Annotated in this window: 24 protein-coding genes; 7 read left to right on the plus strand and 17 right to left on the minus strand. The window is 43.7% G+C overall.

Annotated elements, in window-relative coordinates:
* Positions 1 to 15 precede the first annotated feature (15 nt).
* The gene (gene rpsI, locus C3F22_RS01785) at positions 16 to 402 is read right to left on the minus strand and encodes a 30S ribosomal protein S9 (RefSeq protein WP_004785251.1); all 387 of its coding nucleotides are present in this window, start codon (positions 400 to 402) and stop codon (positions 16 to 18) included.
* Positions 403 to 414: 12 nt separating this feature from the next.
* Positions 415 to 843: a 50S ribosomal protein L13 gene (rplM, locus tag C3F22_RS01790; RefSeq protein WP_004785249.1), complete on the minus strand. Its 429-nt coding sequence runs from the start codon at positions 841 to 843 to the stop codon at positions 415 to 417.
* Between the two features lie 538 nt (positions 844 to 1,381).
* Here rplM and pdxA point away from each other — a divergent pair.
* Genes pdxA through C3F22_RS01805 form a run of 3 tightly spaced genes read left to right on the plus strand, consistent with a single transcriptional unit; the run spans position 1,382 to position 4,044 of the window.
* Positions 1,382 to 2,350 (plus strand): 4-hydroxythreonine-4-phosphate dehydrogenase PdxA, encoded by a 969-nt coding sequence (pdxA, locus tag C3F22_RS01795; protein ID WP_104425778.1) that lies wholly within the window; start codon positions 1,382 to 1,384, stop codon positions 2,348 to 2,350.
* 30 nt (positions 2,351 to 2,380) lie between these two features.
* Positions 2,381 to 3,193, plus strand: coding sequence for a 16S rRNA (adenine(1518)-N(6)/adenine(1519)-N(6))-dimethyltransferase RsmA (gene rsmA, locus C3F22_RS01800; protein ID WP_034704111.1), 813 nt, complete (start codon positions 2,381 to 2,383; stop codon positions 3,191 to 3,193).
* A 5-nt stretch (positions 3,194 to 3,198) separates the two neighbouring features.
* Positions 3,199 to 4,044: a symmetrical bis(5'-nucleosyl)-tetraphosphatase gene (locus tag C3F22_RS01805; RefSeq protein ID WP_104425779.1), complete on the plus strand. Its 846-nt coding sequence runs from the start codon at positions 3,199 to 3,201 to the stop codon at positions 4,042 to 4,044.
* A gap of 54 nt (positions 4,045 to 4,098) precedes the next feature.
* Here C3F22_RS01805 and C3F22_RS01810 read toward each other — a convergent pair whose 3' ends face one another.
* From C3F22_RS01810 to C3F22_RS18705, 8 genes are all read right to left on the minus strand, one after another.
* Positions 4,099 to 4,545 carry a DUF2147 domain-containing protein gene (locus C3F22_RS01810; protein WP_034171097.1) on the minus strand — a complete coding sequence of 149 codons (447 nt, stop codon included), beginning with the start codon at positions 4,543 to 4,545 and terminating at the stop codon, positions 4,099 to 4,101.
* Positions 4,546 to 4,685: 140 nt separating this feature from the next.
* Complete coding sequence (locus tag C3F22_RS01815) at positions 4,686 to 5,135, minus strand: DUF2147 domain-containing protein (protein ID WP_005237150.1); 450 nt, start codon at positions 5,133 to 5,135, stop codon at positions 4,686 to 4,688.
* Positions 5,136 to 5,195: 60 nt separating this feature from the next.
* Complete coding sequence (locus tag C3F22_RS18240) at positions 5,196 to 5,366, minus strand: hypothetical protein (protein ID WP_158651671.1); 171 nt, start codon at positions 5,364 to 5,366, stop codon at positions 5,196 to 5,198.
* Positions 5,367 to 5,532: 166 nt separating this feature from the next.
* A complete protein-coding gene (locus C3F22_RS01820) occupies positions 5,533 to 5,979 on the minus strand; it encodes a DUF2147 domain-containing protein (RefSeq protein WP_104425780.1) in 447 nt (148 codons plus the stop codon).
* A gap of 87 nt (positions 5,980 to 6,066) precedes the next feature.
* Positions 6,067 to 6,741 (minus strand): LrgB family protein, encoded by a 675-nt coding sequence (locus C3F22_RS01825; protein WP_004785229.1) that lies wholly within the window; start codon positions 6,739 to 6,741, stop codon positions 6,067 to 6,069.
* Between the two features lie 9 nt (positions 6,742 to 6,750).
* Positions 6,751 to 7,122 (minus strand): hypothetical protein, encoded by a 372-nt coding sequence (locus C3F22_RS01830; protein ID WP_004785228.1) that lies wholly within the window; start codon positions 7,120 to 7,122, stop codon positions 6,751 to 6,753.
* Between the two features lie 34 nt (positions 7,123 to 7,156).
* On the minus strand, positions 7,157 to 8,497 hold the full coding sequence (gene hflX / locus C3F22_RS01835; RefSeq protein ID WP_104425781.1) for a ribosome rescue GTPase HflX: 1,341 nt from the start codon (positions 8,495 to 8,497) through the stop codon (positions 7,157 to 7,159).
* A gap of 76 nt (positions 8,498 to 8,573) precedes the next feature.
* The gene (locus C3F22_RS18705) at positions 8,574 to 8,705 is read right to left on the minus strand and encodes a hypothetical protein (protein ID WP_265735211.1); all 132 of its coding nucleotides are present in this window, start codon (positions 8,703 to 8,705) and stop codon (positions 8,574 to 8,576) included.
* Positions 8,706 to 8,895: 190 nt separating this feature from the next.
* Here C3F22_RS18705 and C3F22_RS01840 point away from each other — a divergent pair, with 190 nt between their 5' ends.
* A complete protein-coding gene (locus C3F22_RS01840) occupies positions 8,896 to 9,705 on the plus strand; it encodes a lysophospholipid acyltransferase family protein (RefSeq protein ID WP_034171100.1) in 810 nt (269 codons plus the stop codon).
* A 35-nt stretch (positions 9,706 to 9,740) separates the two neighbouring features.
* On the opposite strand, the gene C3F22_RS01845 is transcribed toward C3F22_RS01840, so the two are convergent.
* Entirely contained in the window at positions 9,741 to 11,375 is a 1,635-nt protein-coding gene (locus C3F22_RS01845; protein ID WP_171284711.1) for a phospholipase D family protein, read from the minus strand.
* 101 nt (positions 11,376 to 11,476) lie between these two features.
* Between C3F22_RS01845 and C3F22_RS01850 the strand changes: the two genes are divergently transcribed.
* Positions 11,477 to 12,487 (plus strand): metallophosphoesterase, encoded by a 1,011-nt coding sequence (locus C3F22_RS01850; RefSeq protein ID WP_104425783.1) that lies wholly within the window; start codon positions 11,477 to 11,479, stop codon positions 12,485 to 12,487.
* A gap of 21 nt (positions 12,488 to 12,508) precedes the next feature.
* On the opposite strand, the gene C3F22_RS01855 is transcribed toward C3F22_RS01850, so the two are convergent.
* The 3 genes from C3F22_RS01855 to trhA form a co-directional block, all read right to left on the minus strand.
* Positions 12,509 to 12,922, minus strand: coding sequence for a hypothetical protein (locus C3F22_RS01855; protein WP_104425784.1), 414 nt, complete (start codon positions 12,920 to 12,922; stop codon positions 12,509 to 12,511).
* 143 nt (positions 12,923 to 13,065) lie between these two features.
* Entirely contained in the window at positions 13,066 to 14,382 is a 1,317-nt protein-coding gene (locus tag C3F22_RS01860; RefSeq protein WP_004785216.1) for an MFS transporter, read from the minus strand.
* 143 nt (positions 14,383 to 14,525) lie between these two features.
* On the minus strand, positions 14,526 to 15,170 hold the full coding sequence (gene trhA / locus C3F22_RS01865) for a PAQR family membrane homeostasis protein TrhA (RefSeq protein WP_104425785.1): 645 nt from the start codon (positions 15,168 to 15,170) through the stop codon (positions 14,526 to 14,528).
* A gap of 102 nt (positions 15,171 to 15,272) precedes the next feature.
* Here trhA and C3F22_RS01870 point away from each other — a divergent pair, with 102 nt between their 5' ends.
* The gene (locus C3F22_RS01870) at positions 15,273 to 16,493 is read left to right on the plus strand and encodes a class I SAM-dependent methyltransferase (protein WP_104425786.1); all 1,221 of its coding nucleotides are present in this window, start codon (positions 15,273 to 15,275) and stop codon (positions 16,491 to 16,493) included.
* A complete protein-coding gene (locus tag C3F22_RS01875; RefSeq protein WP_034171105.1) occupies positions 16,487 to 16,924 on the plus strand; it encodes a GNAT family N-acetyltransferase in 438 nt (145 codons plus the stop codon). Before C3F22_RS01870 ends, C3F22_RS01875 begins: the two co-directional genes overlap by 7 nt.
* A gap of 54 nt (positions 16,925 to 16,978) precedes the next feature.
* On the opposite strand, the gene C3F22_RS01880 is transcribed toward C3F22_RS01875, so the two are convergent.
* From C3F22_RS01880 to C3F22_RS01890, 3 genes are all read right to left on the minus strand, one after another.
* Entirely contained in the window at positions 16,979 to 17,332 is a 354-nt protein-coding gene (locus C3F22_RS01880) for a hypothetical protein (protein ID WP_171284712.1), read from the minus strand.
* A 163-nt stretch (positions 17,333 to 17,495) separates the two neighbouring features.
* Complete coding sequence (locus C3F22_RS01885; RefSeq protein ID WP_104425788.1) at positions 17,496 to 19,628, minus strand: 3-hydroxyacyl-CoA dehydrogenase NAD-binding domain-containing protein; 2,133 nt, start codon at positions 19,626 to 19,628, stop codon at positions 17,496 to 17,498.
* 10 nt (positions 19,629 to 19,638) lie between these two features.
* On the minus strand, positions 19,639 to 20,844 hold the full coding sequence (locus C3F22_RS01890; RefSeq protein WP_104425789.1) for an acetyl-CoA C-acetyltransferase: 1,206 nt from the start codon (positions 20,842 to 20,844) through the stop codon (positions 19,639 to 19,641).
* Between the last annotated feature and the right edge of the window lie 129 nt (positions 20,845 to 20,973).

The following is a 20,973-nucleotide window of genomic DNA, read 5'->3' on the forward strand; positions in this document are numbered from 1 at the left end:
GATCCGGTAAACGAATTAACGTTTAGAGAATTGAGGACGTTTACGAGCTTTACGTAAACCAAGTTTCTTACGTTCAACTTCACGAGCATCACGAGTAACGAAACCAGCTTGACGAAGAGCAGGTTTAAGAGTTTCGTCAGAAGCGATCAGTGCACGAGTAATACCGTGACGGATAGCGCCTGCTTGACCACCGATACCACCACCAGCAACAGTGATGTAAAGGTCATATTTCTCAGTCGCTTCAAGAAGCTCTAGAGGTTGACGAACAACCATACGAGCAGTCTCACGACCAAAGTATTGTTCTAAAGAACGGTTGTTGATTACGAGTTTACCAGTACCAGCAGATAGGAAAACACGTGCAGTTGCGGTCTTACGGCGACCTGTACCATAGTTAGTAGCCATGTGCTGTATCCCTTAGATGTCCAAAACTTGTGGCTGTTGAGCAGTATGTGGATGCTCAGTACCAGCGTACACTTTCATTTTTTTGATCATTGCATAACCAAGAGGACCTTTTGGCAACATGCCTTTTACAGCGCGTTGGAAAATTTCTTCTGGTTTGTGAGCAACTAATTTTTCAAAATTAGTTTCACGAATACCACCAGGGAAACCAGTATGGCGATAGTATTTCTTGTCAAGTGATTTGTTACCAGTCACTTGAACTTGCTCAGCATTGATAACAACGATGTAATCACCAGTGTCAACGTGAGGAGTATAAGAAGTTTTATGCTTACCGCGTAAACGACGAGCGATTTCAGTCGCGAGACGACCTAAAGTTTTGCCAGAAGCATCAACAACGTACCAGTCGTGTTGAACTTCAGCTGGCTTAGCGCTGAGAGTTTTCATTAAACCACTACCTATTATAGTTGGTTTGGACTATGGAAGCTGTCCAAACAAAAGGAGACCGAATTCTACCCGAAAGCCAGGAGAACCACAATGAAAATATAAAATTTCAAGCGCTGTATTTTACAACGTCTTTCAATGAATGACCAGTAGGATTTTTAGCCTATAAACACATATGATTAATCATTAAATAATAGAACGGACCTAAGACTAGGGGCACATCTTTTTTGTATGAATGGATTCACCTGTTTTTTAATATGTATTTCTTTAACAAATGGCCTGTCTTCGATTCTGCCTAGATTTGCCTGCTAAACTTGGGGCAATTCTCCCTGAAAATGCCAAAAGCTAAACATGTCGAGTATTGAGATGATTGCCTGAAACTCTTTATAGGGTTCATTGACGTCAGTCCGGTTTTGTCTCTCTTTAATATAATGAGAAATGTACAGTATTATTTGAATAAACATCATCTAAACCTTTATCTAAAACTTTCCCTGTGAAATTTGTACTAAAATAAGGACAATTGATAATACAGAAGAAAGTCATGCTGCCTTTATATATTACCAGTGGTGAACCTGCCGGAATTGGTCCAGATATCTGCTTGAGTCTGGCGGATCGTATTGATGAGCGTCCATTGGTGGTACTTGCCGATCTGTATATGCTCCGTCAACGGGCGCAGCAGTTAAAACTTCTGGTTGAACTGATTGAATACACAGGGCAAACTACTTCTTCAGAAAAAGGTCAGCTTTATGTTGAGCATGTGCCTTTAAAAGAATCGGTAGTACTAGGTCAGCTAAATAGCCACAATGCCGCTTATGTACTGGAACAGCTGCGTCGTTCAGCCAAATATGCCATGTCAGGCAAAAGTGTCGGAGTGGCTACAGCGCCAGTGCAGAAGTCAGTCATTAATGATGCAGGCATCCATTTCAGTGGTCATACCGAGTATTACCAGGAATTTGCTGGTGTACCGCGTGTGGTGATGATGCTAGCGACTAAAACTTTACGTGTTGCTTTAGCAACCACCCATCTGCCACTTCGTGCAGTTGCCGATGCCATTACTCCGGAACGCTTGCATCAGGTGATTGATATCCTGATTCATGACTTAAAATCCAAGTTTAAAATCGAGCATCCGCATATTCTGGTCTGTGGTTTAAATCCACATGCAGGTGAGGACGGTTATTTGGGTATGGAAGAGATTGAAGTCATCAATCCAGTACTGGAGACTTACCGTACTCAAGGTATCAATATGAGTCTGAGCCTGCCTGCAGATACTTTATTTACCGCTGAAAATTTGAAAGATGCCGATGCTGTTCTGGCGATGTATCACGATCAGGGTTTACCTGTGTTAAAATCTCAGGGCTTTGGTGAAGCCATCAATATTACTTTGGGCTTACCGTTTATCCGAACTTCTGTCGATCACGGCACAGCACTCTCCCTCGCAGGTACAGGCCTTGCGAAAAGCTCAAGCTTACATGTGGCTGTGGACTTGGCGCTGGATTTAGCGCGTCAATGATCTCGTCTTTATTACACGTTGGAAATGTCTATGTATCAGATTAATGCCTTAAACCCAAAAGATGAAGGGCATCACACGCGCAAGCGTTTTGGTCAAAACTTCTTACATGACCAACGTGTCATTGCCAAAATTGTGCGTTCCGTAAATCCGCGTGCAGGCGAAAATATTGTTGAAATTGGCCCGGGTCTGGCTGCTTTGACATCTCCTTTAATTGGTGAATGTGATGCCTTGACCGTACTTGAGCTGGACCGTGACTTGGCCGCTGGTTTGCCGGGTCGTGTGCCGCATCCTGAACGTTTAACCATTATTGAAACAGACGCACTGAAATACGATTTCACCAATTTGTTTGAAGAAGGTCGTCCGCTACGTGTAGTCGGAAACCTGCCTTATAACATTTCAACGCCACTATTGTTCCATCTCCTGGAATTTGGTGACAAAGTGAAAGACATGCACTTCATGCTGCAAAAAGAAGTGGTCGATCGTATTACAGCTTCACCGAACACCAAAGAATATGGCCGTTTATCGGTAATGATCCAATATTATTGTAAGCCAACCTTCCTGTTTGAAGTGCCGCCAGGTTCTTTTAATCCGCCACCAAAAGTGACATCTGCCGTGTTCCGTTTGGAGCCATATGATGTAAAACCGATCGTGGCAAAAAATGAAAAAGCTTTGGCTCGTCTGGTATCGCATGTATTTACCCAGCGCCGTAAGACTTTGCGTAATAGCCTGAAAGGGATGCTGGTTGAAGATGGTTTTGAAAAGGCAGGTGTGGATCCAATGGCACGTCCAGAGACACTGTCACTTGCCCAATTTGTGGCATTATCTGATCAAATGGTAGCTTAAAAATAATGACCCGCACTGTTCGATACAATTATGTGATTGGTGATGTACAAGGCTGTTTTGAAGCCTTGAAGGCACTGCTGAAAGAAATCCGTTTTGATCCTGATCAGGACTTTGTCTGGTTTGCTGGTGATCTGGTGGCAAGAGGGGAAAACTCGCTGGGTGCATTACGCTTCATTAAAAAGCTTGTCGATAATGGCGTGGCGGCAACAGTGCTGGGTAATCATGACCTGACTTTGCTGGCTTATGCACGCGGTATTAAGCCGATTAAAGACAAGGATAATGTCCGTGATGTGATTGATGCGATCGACAGTGATGAGTTAATTGACTGGATCCGTAAACAGCCGATGTGTCTGTTTCCGAATGAACAGACGGTACTGACCCATGCCGGTATTCCCAATATCTGGGATGCAGCCAAGACGGCTGAATTGGCTAAAGAAGTAGAAGCCATTATTGCCCATGATGATTTTGAGGTGGTGGATACTTTCTTAAAGGAAATGTTTGGGAAAGAGCCTACACTCTGGTCAGATGAATTAGAAGGTCATGAGCGTACACGCTGTATCGTGAATTACCTGACCCGGATGCGTTTAACTGATGCAGAAGGGCGTCTGGAATATAGTTTTAAAGATTCACTGGATGATCCGATGCCAGAAGGTTTTAAGCCTTGGTTTGAATTTGAATCGAAAACTGCAGCAACCCATCAAATTGTATTTGGACACTGGGCCGCTTTACAGGGTAAAACCATTTCTGGGCGAATTCAGAATGTCGATGGTGGCTGTGTCTGGGGTAATCAGTTGATGGCTTATCGACTGGAAGACCAGCAAATGTTTGCCGTCGATAATCCGGTATTTTAAAAAATTCAAAGCTAAAAAAGCCACGTTCAACGTGGCTTTTTTATGTGCTGATCATTAGTCTACACGAATCCAGGTCTGGTTGCGGCCCAGAACTGAAACACCCATACTGGCACGTAGTGTTAAACGCTTGCCGGTATTGTTTAGACGAACCTTGGCATCATAAATTTTACCTGCCAATGGATCAATGACACGGCCTTTTTCATAATTTTTGGTGCCTTCAACATGTTTCAGGCCTTTTAGAATAGTCATGCCTAAAATCGGTTGATCGGTATAAGGGGCTGGACATTTATTACATTTTTCGCGTGGTGTATAACCTGGACGTGGCGTGATTTTCGCAATCTTGCCTGAGTAAGTATTATTTGCTTCTTTTTCGATGACAATGATGGCTTTTGCTGCTCCAGTTTTATCATCAATTTGTTGCCAGGTTCCGCTAATATCTTGAGCCCACAGGTTCATCATGAATCCTGTAGTCAATGTGGCAAGGAATATCTTCTTTAACATATCCATCATTCCAAAGAACTTTTCATTATTACCCGCACATGTTAGGAAGATTGCATAAATAGTCAATAAATAATTAAAAACATGGAATTAAATTTATAAAAAAAGCTGCCTGTTTGGCAGCTTTGAGAAAAAGTGTGAACTTATTCCTGACGAATCCAGGTTTGGCTACGACCCAGAGCAGATACACCCACATAACCGCGTAGGGTTAAACGTTTGCCGTTGCTGCTCAGACGAACCTTGGCATCGTAAATTTTACCTGTCAATGGATCAATCACACGACCTTTTTCATAATTCACGCTATCACCGACCTGTTTTAAACCTGTCAGTACGTCCATCCCCAGGATCGGCTGATTGGTATAAGGAGCAGGACATTTATTACAGGTTTTTTGTGGGGTATAACCTGGACGAGGCGTTACTTTGACAATTTTGCCGGCATAAGTACCATTGCTGTCCTGACGGATTTCAATCAGTGCTTTGGGTGAACCAGTCTTATCATCGATTTGTTGCCATGTCCCGGTCAAGTCTTGTGCATAAATGGTCCCAGTCATGAATGTAGCAATGAGCATTAATCCTAATTTAGATTTATTCATTTATATTTATCCTTTTTTCATAGATGAAACAAACTATCCCAAACACAAGCGTGTGGTTTTTTAATTTTGGTTGATTTTAGAGTAATGAGCGTTGCAGATTGCTCGATCAATCTGCTTTAACCCTGTTGATTCCCCATGACAGAAATATGCCGATGTTAATTGCTTTGTGGCTGAATTTTCAGTAAAAGCAGAGAAATTCAATAAGATCTTTAACATGGTAATGTCTTGCATTCTATCTCCTTATATTGCCCATCAAAATCCGTTTGATGCTAAGCCTGTTAAGGCAAATGAATCTAATATTTATATGCATGTTTTATATTGTATAAAAAAAGCATCTGTCTAATATTGATACAACTTAATGCATGAAAATGCAAGCTTCTGTGCACTAAGTCATGAATTAATCTTGTTTAATCCAAGTCTGGCTACGTCCTAAGGCTGAAACACCCACATAACCACGTAGGGTCAGACGTTTGCCATTAGCACTTAATTTAGCTTTGGTGTTGTAAATATTACCGGATAGGGGGTCAATTAGTTTACCTTGAGAGAAATTATTATTACCTGCATCCTTTAAGCCGGTAAGTACATCCAGACCAAGAATCGGTTTATTAGTATAAGGTGCAGGGCAGGAAACACAGGTTTCGCGCGGTGTGTAGCCAGGACGAGGCGTAATCTTGGTAATTTTGGCGGTATAAACACCATTTGAAGTTTCACGAATTTCCAGAATCGCTTTGGCGGATCCTGTTTTATCATCAATACTTCTCCAGGTACCTGAAATATCAGAAGCGAAAGCCAGATGACTGAAAAAGGTCAGGGCTAAAACGGATAATAATTGAAACTTTTTCATAGGTCTGTTCCTGAGTGAAAAATTCTTTATTTCCCTATAGTAAGAATAGTTTCATTCAGAAACAAACGTTAAATATTGATTGATGAGTCACATTTTTTGCAGATAAAGTATAAAAGTTGGCAACCAGATCGCGGTAAAAACGGCGTTCACTGCCATACCAAACGCAGCATAACGTCCGGCAACACTGCCACGCTGCCAAGCTTGAGCTGTACCAATCGCATGTGCTGCTAGACCTAGAGCCAGACCTGATGCACGCTCATCATTGATATGTCGTAGGATAAATGGTGAAAATGCTGCGCCAATTACGCCAGACAAAATGACGATCAGAATGGCCAGACTAACAGGTGCCTCCAGTAAGGTCGCAATATTAATTGCAATTGGTGTTGTGACTGCACGGGTGGCAAAGGCCATAATGTCACCAGAAGACATATGTAGCAAATAGGCGAGGCCCATCGGTAAGGCGACCGCGCTGATACTGGCAAAAACGAGAATTCCAATAATGGCTTTCAGCGGCAGGTCATCATAACGCATGGCCGCTAGTGGAATCGCCAGTGCAACCGTGACATAACCGAGCAAATGGTTAAACAGTGGGTTGACTTCATCCATATAATGCTCATAAGGAATACCGAGCACCAATAAAATCACCAGCACCAAGAACATGCTAAACACAATCACAGGAATTTGCGGAATAACACGATTGCAGGGTTTAGCAAGCAGATAAGCAATTAAGGTAATCGCAAAGCCATAAAGAACAGAAAACATGTGCGACTCCTATAACCAGCGTTTTGCCATTTTGGCGTAGATCCAAAGAGGGAGCAGAGTGCTCAGGCATAACACCAGCATAAAGGCCGGAATTTTTTGTCCCATATGCATCAGCATAATCAGCGCGCCTGCACTAATTGGTAAAAAAGCGAAGGCACTTTCTTTCATCAGCTTGTTATTGGTATCCACCAGACGCGCTGGAATTTTGCCAAAATAGCGCCAGGCAAATAAGGTTACTAGCAGGCTGATGAGTCCGACCAGATTGCCCAGTTCAGGGTGATCTAGCTGGGTCATTAGCCAGACTGAAGCTTCACGAAATACAATAATTAAGAGTAGAGTGCCGATCCATGCTGGCCAGTCAATATGTTTTATCCAGTTCATTGGTGATGTCATTTAAAAGTTTACTTATCAAGTTTTACTCGATCTTAGGCCGAATTTCAAACTCTTCAAGTGGACGCTGGAATTGAAGTGCTTGAGATCCCAGAATTTCTTCTATCGGTAAATGGGCCTGTTTGATCAGCTGTTCCAGCTTCGGAGGTGCAATCTTTACACTGATATGCAATTGACCTTCATCGTCATAATGTTCGGACTGAATCACATTCAGCGCATAAAGTTGATTGCGCAGTTTGCCATAGGCAGGTTTCAATACCAGTTCAAAGTGCTGAATCTGACCCATTAAGGCTTCATGCACCGCTTTGCGTAACAGATCCAGACCTTCACCGCTATGTGCTGAAACATAGACCCGTTCAGGCTGACCGGGCTGACGGTAAATGATTTTGGCATCTTCACCGCTACAGTCAATTTTATTATAAACCCTTAAAACCGGAACGTCGGCGCCAATTTCCTTGAGCACCTTTTCAACCGCTTCAATTTGTTCAAGCATTTCTGGGCTGCTGGAATCAATTACATGCAAAAGCAGGGTTGCTTCAACGGTTTCTTCCAGAGTTGCTTTAAAGGATTCAACCAGTGAGTGTGAAAGATTACGTACAAAACCTACCGTATCTGCCAGTACCAGATTGCCGACGCCGTCCCATTGCAGGCGTCTTAAAGTTGGGTCCAGAGTCGCAAATAGTTGGTCAGCTGCATAAACATCGCTATCGGCCAGAATATTGAATAAGGTAGATTTTCCCGCATTGGTATAACCTACTAAAGACACAGTTGGAACAGCCGCTTTTTGGCGTGCAACACGGCCCTGAATACGGGTTTGACGGACTTTTTCTATTTTGACTTTAAGCTGTCCCATGCGGATACGCAATAAACGGCGATCTGTTTCTAGTAGGGTTTCACCCGGACCACGCAGACCGATCCCGCCTTTCTGGCTATCCAGATTGGTACGACTACGAACCAGTCGTGAAGATAGATGCTGTAATTGTGCCAGCTCAACTTGCAGTTTCCCTTCATAGGTGCGGGCACGCTGTGCAAAGATATCGAGGATAAGTTCGGTACGATCGACTACCCGGCAATGCACCACATTTTCCAGGTTACGTGCTTGGGCAGGTGTCAGTGCATGATCGAAGATGACCAGATTAGCATCGAGTTCTTTGACCCGTTCAGCAATTTCTTCTGCTTTTCCTGAACCCACAAAGAATTTGGCATCCGGTTTTAAGCGTTGAACAAAAAGATGTTCCAGAATTTCGGCATTTGCAGATTGAGCTAACAGATGAAACTCTTCAGCATCAAGGTCATCCAGCATTTGTACGCTCACACTGACCAGTATGACGCGTTCTTTTCCCTGATGTTGCTCAAAATATTCCACTCAGGCCAATCTCCAGTTGAAAACTTCATTTTAGTTGAAAATGAACTTTACAGATACTGAAATAGCGAGCTTTGTTTTAGAGTGCCGTGACAAACAGTTGTGCAAGTGTTACGAGCAACGCCGTATATAACAGGGTACCACCCAAGATATAACTTAATACTTTTAAGAGCCGAATCATCTCAGCTGATTTAACTGTTTCATCTTGCATGATGAGCATCCTTTTTTAATCTAATATTTCGATTGATTTATTTTATTTAATTCATTTAACGAATTTAAATTGAAAATATAGATGTACTTGGTCGTTTTTTATTATCAATGCAAGTTGGACATGAACAGTATAAAATGGGTTTAATTCGTGGATATTCCCTGTATCTTGTTTAGGATTTAGTGATCTTTTTATGAACTCGACTGTACAAAATCAATCACCTGAGATACAAGGTTTAGCAAAATTCTTTCTTTATACAAGAAAAACGACTTCTGCATTAGCAGCCATCAGCCAGGGGTTTTATCTGGTTTACCGTCACGGTTTGTATAAAGACCCGAATAACCCGAACAATACCCGATATGTGCAGTATTTCTGTCGCCAGTTGTGCAAGGTGTTTAATATCGAGGTTCAGGTCCATGGTGTGATTCCACGTGAGCCTGCATTATGGGTGAGCAATCATGTATCCTGGCTGGATATCGCCGTTTTGGGTTCAGGCGCGCGAGTGTTTTTTCTGGCCAAAGCTGAAATTGAAAATTGGCCAATTTTGGGCAAGCTGGCTAAAGGCGGTGGCACCTTATTTATCAAGCGTGGTTCAGGAGATTCGGTCAGAATCCGTGAACAGATTACCGGCTTCCTGAAGCAGAATATTCCGGTCCTGTTTTTTCCTGAAGCAACCACATCTGATGGACGCTCAATTAAAAAAATTTATGGACGTATTCTGGGGGCAGCGATTGAAGCGCAACGTCCGGTACAAATCTGCCTGATCTGTTATGTAAATCAGCAGGGTGAACTGGATATGGTGGCGCCTTTTATTGGGAACATCAGTTTTGCCAAACATGTACAAAATGTTCTGGAAATGCCTAAAGTAACAGCTCATCTGATGGCCTTGCCGGCAATTGCGACCGAAGGGCATACAGTAGAAAGCCTGACTGCACTAGTGCATGAAAATATGCTGGAGGGTTTGCAAAGGTTGCAAGCCAAAGTATTAAAAAAGCCTCATTAAGAGGCTTTTTTATTAGAAATACTCAGAGATATTCATTACATAAAACCTTCGATTGGGAGTATCGACAGGAATTTTATTGAGGCTTTTTGATACCACTTCATTCCCGGCTCTTTTTTAAAGGTCTTTGTTTCACCTTTGGCATTGCGAATTTTCCAGTTAATGTTCTGGTTGGCATCCAGAACCAACTTATAGGCATACTTGCTTAAGTTTTTGTCCATGGTTTCATGTACCGCACGGGCCAGATTAGGACTATTTAGCAATACGCCAATTTCAGTATTCAAATAAGCCGAACGCGGATCGAAATTAAAAGAGCCGATAAATACCTGTTTCTGATCAATGGCCATCAGTTTAGCATGCAGGCTGGAACGGCTCAGGCCTTTTAAGCTGACCTTCGCTTTTTGTGCCAGCTCTTCAGTATTGGCATTCAGGTTGTCGGCATCTGGCGCGGCCAAAAACTCATAAAGTTTTACATCATTTTCTAGCAGTTCCTGACGATATTTGGCATAAAAGGCATGGACCAGCGGCACGTCATTGGCCTTATAAGAGTTGGTCAGTACTCGGACTTTGACATCTTCTGAAGCCAGTTTCTTGAGACGTTCTGCCCCCTGTTTTTCCGGTACAAAATAGGCCGACACGATATCCACACTTTCTTCCGGTTTTTCCAGATGCTGTAATAACTGGAAGTTCAAGTGATCTTCAGTTTTAGCCTTTGACTTGATTTTACTTGGCGGGTCTTTGACGACTTCAGCTTCCACCCAATCAAGCTGAATGTTGTGTTCCAGCCATTTATCGAAAGCCTGGGAGCGATTGGCCAGATTCAGGTAATTCTGGATTGCAGTATCATGACTATATTCTTCCAGCTGCTGTTTCAGGCTCGGGTAGCGTAGCATGTGATGGCGAGGATTAACAATCTGTCGAACTGGATAGGCATAATCATCATTCCAGTATTCATCAAAAGAATGAATGATTTCATCAGAAGCGGCACCAACCAACATCACATCTACATCAGAAAACTGATAACTGTCACTGACGTTATAATACTGATTACTCATATTACGGCCGCCAATCAGAGCAATCTGGTTATCGGCAATAAAGCTTTTGTTATGCATGCGGCGGTTGATCCGTTTTAGATCCAGCAGCATATCCATGGCACGGTATTTACGGAAACGGTAGGGGTTATACAGTTTGACCTCAATATTCTGATGCTGATCCAGCGCCAGATAAATACCTTCCATTTTCTTGGCATTGTTGTCGTCCATCAATAAACGGACTTTTACGCCACGGTCTGCTGCCTGAATGAGGGCATGCAAGGCCAATGCTCCAATACGGTCGTTATCCCAGATGTAATATTGCAGGTCCAGACTGCGTTCGGCTTTATTAATCAGCTGGATACGTGCAGCGAGTGCTTCGAGCGGATCTGGAAGCACGTGATAACCGGTCAGGCCAATATTCTGCCGACGTAAGGGCTCAACAATCTGGGCCAGACTGGTTTGCGAGGTATCCGTTTCAAATGCCATCCGGCTAGGCTGTTCGGTTTGCGGAGGCAGCGTACTGCAAGCAGGAATGCCGAGTACCAGGCTGCAGCTCAGTAAAATGCCAGCTTTATAGCGGTAAGCTTTTGATAAGCCAGAGGGTTTTGAATGAGCGGAAGCGTGGGGAGCATTTGCCATAAACATCAAAGACTGAAAAATTTGGATTGAGTATAATTGCCAGCTATGAAAAGATAAATATAAAGCCACTAATCAGCTCCTCGACTCGACAAGGCAAATCTATGTGGGATACCAGTTCCGTACTTTTTTATTTTTATCTAGGCATGGCCATTCTTGCCGTTTGGGCAGTGTATCAGGCCTGGTCGAGTCAGTCGCGTACAGAAACCATTCATCCCTTTAAAGCGTTTTGTCACCTGCTGGCTTTCTATCTGGCCTATTTGCTGATTCCGTTGGTGTTCTTCAGTATTTATGCAGGATGGATAGGCTACTATTCGATTCATGAGTCTATTTTTATTTTCGTGATTAGTGCCGTACTCAGTTATGCACGTTTTATCGAGCCGCATTTGATTCGGGTCAAAACCACGCCTTATCAAATCAATCCTCAACAGAAGCTCAAAAAACCGGTACGGATTGCCCTGATTGCAGACTTACATATTGGTCTGTTTTCCGGACATGAACGCCAGTTAAGACAGATTGTACATAAGCTGAATCATCTGAAACCGGACTTGGTGGTGGTCGCAGGAGACTGGACCTATGAACCGGAAAATAAACTGGCTCAGGAATTAGCGGTCTTGAAGGAAATTCATGCGCCGGTATATTCGGTGACAGGGAATCATGATGAACAGTATCCTGGCCCTCCGATTCAGGAACTGCTCCGCTATGCGCTGGAAGTGAATCAGGTTATGGACATTGAAGGGCAGATTGTCGAGTTTGATGAATTTCGTCTCTTAGGCGTAGGAGATCTTTGGGCTGGAAAAACCGATATGCGTGCAATGCCGGATCTGCCTCAAGACAAACCTTGGGTGATTCTGTCGCACAATCCAGATACCGTGGATATGGTGCCGAAATTGCCCACACGGCCACTGATGCTTTCTGGGCATACGCATGGCGGGCAGGTCGAGTTACCTTGGCTGACGGATTATGTGATGAAAAAGGTTTCCATTCTGGGCCATAAAAAAGGTCTGTACCGGCATGAACATGCAGATGTATTTGTGACTGTGGGAACGGGCATGGTAGGGGTACCATTTCGTTTTCGCGTACCACCAACCATTGATATTATTGAATTGGTATAAAAAAGGATTCATTTACTGCTGCTAAAGCAGCAACCAGAGCACAATAATAATCAGTAAAATCACGGCTGCGGTGATCCAGATTTTCTTTTCAATCTCACGGCCGGGTACGCGTTTGCCGACTTGCTGTGCAGCTACCTCAGTATCTTTGGCGATGCTAAGGTTGGGATAATCTGGAACTTCCAAAGGTGTAGTTACCACTGAAATATTTTCATCTGCATCATCTGTAAAGCGTGGGCCAATGTTGCCTTTATTGTTCCGATTCAGCGCCAGATCATGCTCGCGGACAATTTCATCAATGACCTGTATCGCCTGTGATTCATCTAAAGCTGTATGCGTCCGGATATAGCGAATGGCGTCCAGTTTTTTATCATCCTCTAGCAGAATCACAATATTTACCAGCTGTTCTTGAGTAAGTTGCTCAATAAGATCCTGCATCACTCTGCCTCATTCTCTGGCTTTATTTATTGGATTGTTCCCGAAATATCCGCAAAGAAGTAGCAAATTTTTGTTGTGAAATCATAAAAAAAGCCAGCATGAACTGCTGGCTTCGATTGAGATGACTTAATCTGTCAAGATCCTTAGATCTGATTGTTTACATCATCATTTTTAGTTTCACGGATCAGCAAGAATGCAAGCAATGACAGGATAGAAGCTGCTGTGAGGTAATAACCTACTGCAGACAAGCCATAAGTTGTTGCCAGTTTGGTTGCAATCAATGGCGCGAAAGATGCACCAAAAATACCTGCCAGGTTAAAGGTCAGGGCAGAACCGGTATAACGTACTGAAGTCGGGAAGATTTCAGACAATACGGTACCAATCGGGCCATAAGTTAGACCCATGATCGCTAGGCCGATACATAAGAAGAAGAACACAACCAGCGTACTGCCTGATTCAAGCATATCGGCAAAGAAAATACCGAAAATAGCAGAGACCACACATACCGCGATTGAAGTTGTCTTACGACCGAATTTTTCTGCAAGAACTGCTGAAAGTGGAATGAACGCAGCAAAGCACAGAGTTGCAACTAACTGCAACTGAAGGAATTCTTCACGTGTATAGCCGAGCTGTTTGGTACCCCATTGCAATGCGAATACAGTAGTCAGGTAGAACACTACGAATGTACAGATCGCTGCGATAGTGCCCAATACCAGCATTTTAGAATGCTTTTTGAATACTTCGAAGAAGGGTACATTCACTTCTTTCTGCTTTTTCAATACGTTCTGGAATGCAGGGGTTTCATGCAGTTTCAAGCGAATCCATAGACCCATAATCACCAGTAGTGCACTAGAGATAAAGGGAATACGCCAGCCCCATTGCATGAACTCTGCTTCAGACATGAATGCGCCAAGGGTCAAGAATGAGCCTGTTGCCAGAATGAAGCCAATTGGTGCACCAAGTTGCGGGAACATACCATACCAGGCACGTTTGCCTTCTGGCGCATTTTCAGTTGCCAGTAGAACCGCACCTGACCATTCACCACCCAAACCAAGGCCTTGGCCTAAACGACAAAGAGCCAGCAATAATGGCGCAGCAATACCGATTTGTGCATAAGTTGGCAATAAACCAATGGCAACGGTAGAAAGGCCCATAGTCAGTAAAGCGGCGACCAGAGTCGCTTTACGTCCGATCCGGTCTCCTAAGTGACCAAAGAGTGCAGCACCGATTGGGCGGGCAATAAAGGCAATCGCAAAGGTTGCCAGCGACTGAATAGTCGCAGTCATAGGATCTGTACTTGTAGGGAAGAACAGATAAGGGAAAATAATAACGGCAGCTGTGGCATAAATATAGAAATCGAAGAACTCGATTGTAGTGCCCACTAAACTTGCTGTTAAAACACGAAATTTTGAATTGGTTGCTGTAATTTCTGTTACAGCGATAGAATCTGAAGACGCCATGAATAACCTTACACTTACTAAAAATAAAAAACTTAGTTTTAAAAGCGTAATCTTTTTAAAAAAAGGCGTAATTTTTTAAAAAAACAACTGCAATCTTCTCGTTTCAACTCGCTCAGGGTCACTGAAATGAAGAAATGAGATGATTAAATCACGTAAAGATAGATAGACAGAAAATGTGATCCTGCGCCTATCAATACAAAAATGTGCCAGATAGCGTGGGTATATCTTACTCTTTTTAAAGCGTAAAACAATGCACCTACGGTGTATGCTAAGCCACCAATGATCAGAAAGGTTAAAGATTGAGCACTTAAGTACTGCTGCATATCGTCCATAACCAGTAGTGCAAGCCATCCCATGACCAGATAAGCAACTAAAGAAAGTTTCTGGAAACGGTTGATGAAAATGAACTTGAATAGTGTTCCAAGTACAGCAATCACCCATAAGGCAATCAGTAAATACTGGGCTTTGGCTGTTGGAATCGCAATCGATAGAAACGGGGTATAGGTACCTGCAATCAGGTAGTAAATTGCCGTATGATCAACTTTTTTGTAAAAATAGCGTCGGTCAGCAGCAGTAGACATATGGTAGAGCATCGAAGCGGAAAACAGCAGAATCATGCTGAAAGCATAGACCCAAAGGCCAATCCATTGTCCGGTACTCAAATAAGAGCCTTTAATAATCAATAAAATACCGGCAATCAAAGCCAGCGCAGAACCGAGGCCATGACTAATGTAATTAATCCGTTCCTCATTGTGATTATAATCTGGAACTAGGGGAGCATTCTGCATGATTGTCATTCTTGTTTAAATATACACTTGTATAATAATTCAATTTTGCTTTTAAGTTAAGAACAATTAAACTTGAGCAGCAATTCATATCAGGTTTTTCTTATGTCGACATCGACTTCTCTCTCGGTTCAGGAACAACAATTCTTGGAGACTTTTCAGCAAGTCTTTGAAACTGATCATTTTGATCGTCTGATTTTGAGTCAGTATAAAGGTGAACTTGAACAATTGGAGAAAATGACCTTTAGAGTCATTTCGCTCAATGAGCAGAAGGTTTTGAGCTGTGTCTATCGATACAAGACTCAGGATGTCACTAAAAATTATCCTTTGAATGAAGCCTTAACTCAAGTAACGGAATTATTGACCTGTTGTAAGCAAGCTAACCTGTTTACTGATCAGGAAGGGTTGCAGCTGAAGAAAAGCAAGAAAAAGACCATGCTGACACGAAGTAAAGCTATACCTGCCTCCACAAAGGCAAAAGTCGAGCAAGGCCATGACCGGATCAAGCAGCGTTATGTCGATCAGGACAGTGTATTCCTACAGCATTTAGGAATTACCGATCAGCAAGGCCAGATCATTCCGAGCATGGCGCGTAAGTGGAAACAGATTAATAAATTTGTCGAGATTTTCTCCGGCGCACTGGCTCAAATCCAGCCGCAGGAACAAGGATTACGTATCGTCGATTTCGGTTCAGGTAAGGGATATTTAACCTGTGCACTGTATGACTATATGCAAAAACATGGCCAGACGCCGTATGTCACCGGCGTAGAGCTGAATCCGAAAATGGTCGAGTTCTGTCAGAATGTTGCACAGCAATCCGGTTTTAGCCAGCTGGATTTCTTCCAGGGTGATGTGCGTACCTATGAACCGGAACGTCTGGATGTGATGATCGCTCTGCATGCCTGTGATGTGGCGACCGATTTTGCGATCCATAGCGGTATACGCCTGAATGCACAAATCATCATGTGTGCTCCATGTTGTCATAAAGAGTTAAGACCGCAATTACAGAGTCCGAAAGTGCTGTCGCCAATGTTGCAGTTTGGCATTCACGCTGGGCAGCAAGCCGAAATGCTGACGGATACCATTCGTGCCTTATTGCTGAAGGCTTATGGTTATGAAACCAAGGTCTTTGAATTTGTGGCCCTAGAACACACCAGTAAAAATAAAATGATTCTGGCGACCAAACGTAAGGATTATGAACAGCCCGATCAGGCTGTTCTCGCCCAGATTCAGGCATTGAAAGAGATGTATGGGATTCAAAAACATTCACTGGAATTGTTATTGAATGACCAGTGGGATCAGCAGGGAATTGGTTCTAAATGCTAGATGATAAAAATCTTAAAATCGTGTCAGGCAGCTGGGATGATTTAGCTCAAGATGCCCGAGTGATACGTGAAGCCGTTTTTATTCAGGAACAGCAAATTGCTCCTGAAGATGAATGGGATGCGGAGGATACAATCTCTACGCATTTTGTGGCTTATTTACAGGATCAAGCCGTGGCGACTGCACGCTTATTAAAGAATCACAGTATTGGTCGCGTAGCTGTATTACAGTCGGCACGTGGTACGGGCATCGGCTACAAGACCATGCGGGCTGTGATTGATCAGGCCAAGGCAGAGCAACGTAAATTCGTAAAGCTTTCTTCACAGGTACATGCGATTGGCTTTTATCAGAACTTGGGTTTTGACGTGCGGGGTGAGGAATATCTGGATTGCGGCATTCCACATATAGATATGTATCTCAGCTTAAAAGACTAAAAAAATAAAAAAGCGAGGAAAACCTCGCTTTTTTAAATTTGATCTTGGAACTGTCTAGTGACCATGAGCCGTATTTTCGTCATGGCTAGCACTGTCCATCTGTGCATGTTCTTCAGCAGACATATTATGCTCCTCCGCGCTCATCTCATGAGTCTGATGAGATGAAGAGGTAGCCTGACGAGCTTCACGGTCAGCCTGTGCTTTGGCTAAAGCTTCTGGAGACATTGCAGGTGCATTCTTAAATGCATGCTGCTGGGTATTTTCTTTCTTTTGCTGGCTTGGCATGTAGTCTGGTTCATTGCTGACCGCAAGCCAGAAAAACAACATAAATAATCCACCTAAAATACAGAAGATAATCAGTGCTTTCCAACCCCAAGGTGATTTTTCAGGTGAACTGTGATCAGTCATATGCATATACCCATCGTGGATGTCTAACTCATGTAACTTTATAACATAAATTGTCTGGAAAGCAGATCAAAATCTGTCATTGATTGAATGCAATAGACTTCGAGAGTTTATCGCGTCGAAATAAAAAAAGAGGAGTCAAGCTCCTCATTTTTAGACCCAGTTTTTAAAAGCGCTGACCTTCAGCAACTTTCTGTTTGAGTAACTGTGGCGCTTTGAAACGTTCGCCATATTTACGTTCTAATATCTCAGAACGATTTAAGGCCTTGGTTAAACCATACTGGTTCAAGAACTGCACTGCACCTCCCGTCCAAGCGGCAAAACCAATTCCAAAGATTGAACCAATATTGGCATCGACCACTGACTCCAGCACACCTTCTTCCAGACAGCGTACGGTATCCAGCGCTTGAACAAACAGGAAGCGGTCTATCATTTCCTGTTCAGAAATATCCACTTCTTTATACCAATGCTCCAAGCCAGACCACAGCTGCTTTTTGCCACCTTCAGGATAATCATAAAAACCTGCACCAGCAGCTTTGCCTTTACGGTTAAACTCATGAATCATGGTTTGAATCACGGCATCTGCATCGGTGCTTGGGCGTTCTTTGCCTTGTGCTGCCAGAGCCTTACGGGTTTCTGCAGCTACATGCTCAGAAAGTGTCAGAGAGACTTCATCTTGAATAGCAAGTGGTCCGACCGGCATACCTGCTTTCAGCGCAGCCATTTCAATACGGGCTGGATGCACCCCTTCGGCGAGCAAACGTAAACCTTCCTGTACAAAGGTTCCAAAGACACGGCTGGTAAAGAAGCCACGGCTGTCATTCACTACAATCGGTAGCTTGCCAATCTGCTGCACAAAGTCAAATGCCTTGGCCAGTGTTTCTGCTGAAGTATTTTTCCCCTTAATGATCTCGACCAGTTGCATCTTGTCGACTGGGCTAAAGAAATGCAGACCGATAAAATTCACCTGATTTTGAGAGGCTTGAGCCAAGTCACTGATGGGTAGAGTCGAGGTATTGGATGCCATTACACCGTTGGATGCTAAATATTGCTCTGCTTCCTGAGTAACTTTGGCTTTGAGTTCCTGATTTTCAAATACTGCTTCAATGATCAGGTCACAGCCTTGAAAATCTGCTGCTTCTGTCGTGGTGTGAATCAGACTTAAAATCTGGTCACGTTTTTCAGCTGTTAAGCGGCCTTGGGCTACTTTTTTATCAAGTAATTTCTGGCTATAGGCTTTGCCTTTTTCAGCAGCTTCGACCGAAATATCTTTTAGTACCACCTGAATGCCTTTGCTGGCAGTGACATAGGCAATACCTGCACCCATCATACCTGCACCCAAAATACCTACTTTAGTGGCTTTCCATGGCGCAAAGTCTTTAGGACGACTGGCACCTGATTTAATGGCATTCATGCCATGCCAGAATGTACCGATCATGTTCTTGGAAATCTGGCCGGTAGCGAGATAGGTGAAATAACGCGACTCAATTCTCAGTGCGGTATCAACATCAACCTGAGCGCCTTCAACCGCAGCGGATAAAATGGCTTCAGGAGCTGGATAGCAGCCCTTGGTTTTATCACGCAGCATCGCAGGAGCAATGGCCAGCATCTGTGCAACGGCAGGCGAAGAAGGAGAGCCTCCCGGAATTTTGTAACCTTTTACATCGAAAGGCTGTTGGGATTGCGGATATTGTTTAATCCAGGCTATAGATTTATCTAGTAACTCATCCAGTGAGTCGGCTGTGTCATGTACCAGTCCCAAAGACTTGGCTTTTTCTACACCGAACTGTTTGCCTTCCATCAGCAAAGGTAAGGCATTTTGCAGGCCTAGCAGACGAATCATACGGACAATACCACCACCGCCTGGTAGCAAGCCTAAAGTGGCTTCAGGTAAACCAAACTTGGTTTTGGCATCGTTGAGGGCAATACGATGATGGGCACATAAAGCGATTTCCCAACCACCACCGAGTGCGGTGCCATTTAAAGCTGCCACCACAGGAATGCCACGCGTTTCGATATAGCGTAATTTGGCTTTCATGTCTTCAATCATATTGAAGAATTCAGTGGCATGTTCAGGCGTCGCCTGAATCAGCTCATCCAGATCACCGCCAGCAAAGAATGTCTTTTTAGCTGATCGGAAAATAATTCCGGCGATCTGTTCATCTGCCTGTAACTGGGCAGCGACTTCTTCCAGAGCCGTGCGAAAGTCGGCATTCATGGTATTGGCGGACTGGTTTGGAGAATCAAAGGTTAGAATGACAATATGATCTTCAGTTTTTTGATATTGAATTGCGCTCATGCTGATCTCCTTATACCAACTCAATAATGGTTGCGATGCCCATACCACCACCCACACACAGGGTGGCCAGTCCACGTTTCTTACCTTGACGTTCCAGTTCATCCAGTAAAGTGCCTAGAATCATGGCACCGGTCGCACCGAGTGGATGTCCCATGGCAATGGCACCACCATTGACATTGACTTTGGCAGGATCAACCTTCATTTCATTGATAAAGCGCATCACCACAGCAGCGAAAGCTTCATTGACTTCAAACAGATCAATATCATCAATGGTGAGTCCGGCTTTGGCTAAAGCCTTACGTGCAGCCGGGGCGGGGCCAGTCAGCATAATGGTTGGATCGGCACCAACCAGCGCCGTTGCCAGTACTTTGGCGCGTGGCTTGAGATTTTGCTGTTGTACTGCCTGTTCGGAGGCAAGTAATACGATTGCTGCACCATCCACAATGCCTGAAGAATTACCCGCATGGTGTACATGGTTTACAGAGCCTACTTCCGGATATTTCTGTAGAGCGATGGCATCAAAGCCTATCTGGCCCATCGTTGCAAAACTTGGCTTTAATGCACTTAAGCCTTCTGCAGTTGTTGTCGGTTTAATGAATTCATCTTTGTCTAGAATCACGACGCCAGCTTTATCTTTTACTGGAATAATGGATTTATCAAAATAACCATTCGCTTGGGCTGCTGCCGCTTTCTTTTGTGATTGCTCGGCGAATTGATCTACATATGCACGACTATAACCATCAATGGTCGCGATCAGGTCAGCCCCGATGCCTTGTGGAATAAAATCGCAAGCCATATTGGTTTCAGGATCTAAAGCCCACGGGCCGCCATCAGAACCCATCGGAACACGAGACATGGATTCAACGCCACCCGCAACGACCAGATCTTCCCAGCCTGAACGAACTTTTTGTGCTGCCAGATTTACAGCTTCCAGGCCCGAAGCACAGAAACGGTTGATCTGAACGCCAGCCACATCATTGTCCCAGCCTGCGGCAATTGCAGCAGTTTTGGCAATGTCTGCACCCTGATCACCGATTGGAGTCACACAGCCCAGCACAATATCATCCACCTGAGATGTATCCAGGTTATGGCGTTCTTTCAGTTCATTTAAGAGCGTAGTCAGTAAACTAATTGGTTTAACTTCATGTAATGATCCGTCTTTTTTTCCCTTTCCGCGTGGCGTGCGAATGGCATCAATAATATAGGCCTCGCTCATACAATATCCTTTTCTTGCTTTACTGAAATTGTTCTAATGCTTCGAGTGTAATGATTAAATCTTGAAGTGCAATGACGAGAACGGACCAGATCATTTGAGCAATTTGGTCAGTCTTGATGGATTAAAAAG

The sequence above is a fragment of the Acinetobacter sp. ACNIH1 genome (assembly GCF_002934695.1).
In the GTDB taxonomy this organism is placed as follows: Bacteria; Pseudomonadota; Gammaproteobacteria; order Pseudomonadales; family Moraxellaceae; genus Acinetobacter; species Acinetobacter variabilis.

Bases quoted from the DNA above. Each gene is read 5' to 3' on its own strand.
- rpsI (WP_004785251.1), bottom strand. From the start codon at position 402: ATGGCTACTAACTATGGTACAGGTCGCCGTAAGACCGCAACTGCACGT.
- C3F22_RS01825 (WP_004785229.1), bottom strand. From the start codon at position 6,741: ATGTTTTCTGTTCTTTATGGCTTTGCGATTACCTTAATTGCTTATCTG.
- C3F22_RS01890 (WP_104425789.1), bottom strand. From the start codon at position 20,844: ATGAGCGAGGCCTATATTATTGATGCCATTCGCACGCCACGCGGAAAG.
- C3F22_RS01845 (WP_171284711.1), bottom strand. From the start codon at position 11,375: ATGGCAAATGCTCCCCACGCTTCCGCTCATTCAAAACCCTCTGGCTTA.
- C3F22_RS18705 (WP_265735211.1), bottom strand. From the start codon at position 8,705: ATGCAAGATGAAACAGTTAAATCAGCTGAGATGATTCGGCTCTTAAAA.
- C3F22_RS01820 (WP_104425780.1), bottom strand. From the start codon at position 5,979: ATGAAAAAGTTTCAATTATTATCCGTTTTAGCCCTGACCTTTTTCAGT.
- C3F22_RS01815 (WP_005237150.1), bottom strand. From the start codon at position 5,135: ATGAATAAATCTAAATTAGGATTAATGCTCATTGCTACATTCATGACT.
- C3F22_RS01830 (WP_004785228.1), bottom strand. From the start codon at position 7,122: ATGAACTGGATAAAACATATTGACTGGCCAGCATGGATCGGCACTCTA.
- C3F22_RS01840 (WP_034171100.1), top strand. From the start codon at position 8,896: ATGAACTCGACTGTACAAAATCAATCACCTGAGATACAAGGTTTAGCA.
- C3F22_RS01870 (WP_104425786.1), top strand. From the start codon at position 15,273: ATGTCGACATCGACTTCTCTCTCGGTTCAGGAACAACAATTCTTGGAG.
- C3F22_RS01885 (WP_104425788.1), bottom strand. From the start codon at position 19,628: ATGAGCGCAATTCAATATCAAAAAACTGAAGATCATATTGTCATTCTA.
- C3F22_RS01875 (WP_034171105.1), top strand. From the start codon at position 16,487: ATGCTAGATGATAAAAATCTTAAAATCGTGTCAGGCAGCTGGGATGAT.
- C3F22_RS01805 (WP_104425779.1), top strand. From the start codon at position 3,199: ATGACCCGCACTGTTCGATACAATTATGTGATTGGTGATGTACAAGGC.
- C3F22_RS01860 (WP_004785216.1), bottom strand. From the start codon at position 14,382: ATGGCGTCTTCAGATTCTATCGCTGTAACAGAAATTACAGCAACCAAT.
- pdxA (WP_104425778.1), top strand. From the start codon at position 1,382: ATGCTGCCTTTATATATTACCAGTGGTGAACCTGCCGGAATTGGTCCA.
- rplM (WP_004785249.1), bottom strand. From the start codon at position 843: ATGAAAACTCTCAGCGCTAAGCCAGCTGAAGTTCAACACGACTGGTAC.
- C3F22_RS01880 (WP_171284712.1), bottom strand. From the start codon at position 17,332: ATGACTGATCACAGTTCACCTGAAAAATCACCTTGGGGTTGGAAAGCA.
- C3F22_RS01810 (WP_034171097.1), bottom strand. From the start codon at position 4,545: ATGTTAAAGAAGATATTCCTTGCCACATTGACTACAGGATTCATGATG.
- C3F22_RS01855 (WP_104425784.1), bottom strand. From the start codon at position 12,922: ATGCAGGATCTTATTGAGCAACTTACTCAAGAACAGCTGGTAAATATT.
- rsmA (WP_034704111.1), top strand. From the start codon at position 2,381: ATGTATCAGATTAATGCCTTAAACCCAAAAGATGAAGGGCATCACACG.
- C3F22_RS01850 (WP_104425783.1), top strand. From the start codon at position 11,477: ATGTGGGATACCAGTTCCGTACTTTTTTATTTTTATCTAGGCATGGCC.
- C3F22_RS18240 (WP_158651671.1), bottom strand. From the start codon at position 5,366: ATGCAAGACATTACCATGTTAAAGATCTTATTGAATTTCTCTGCTTTT.
- trhA (WP_104425785.1), bottom strand. From the start codon at position 15,170: ATGCAGAATGCTCCCCTAGTTCCAGATTATAATCACAATGAGGAACGG.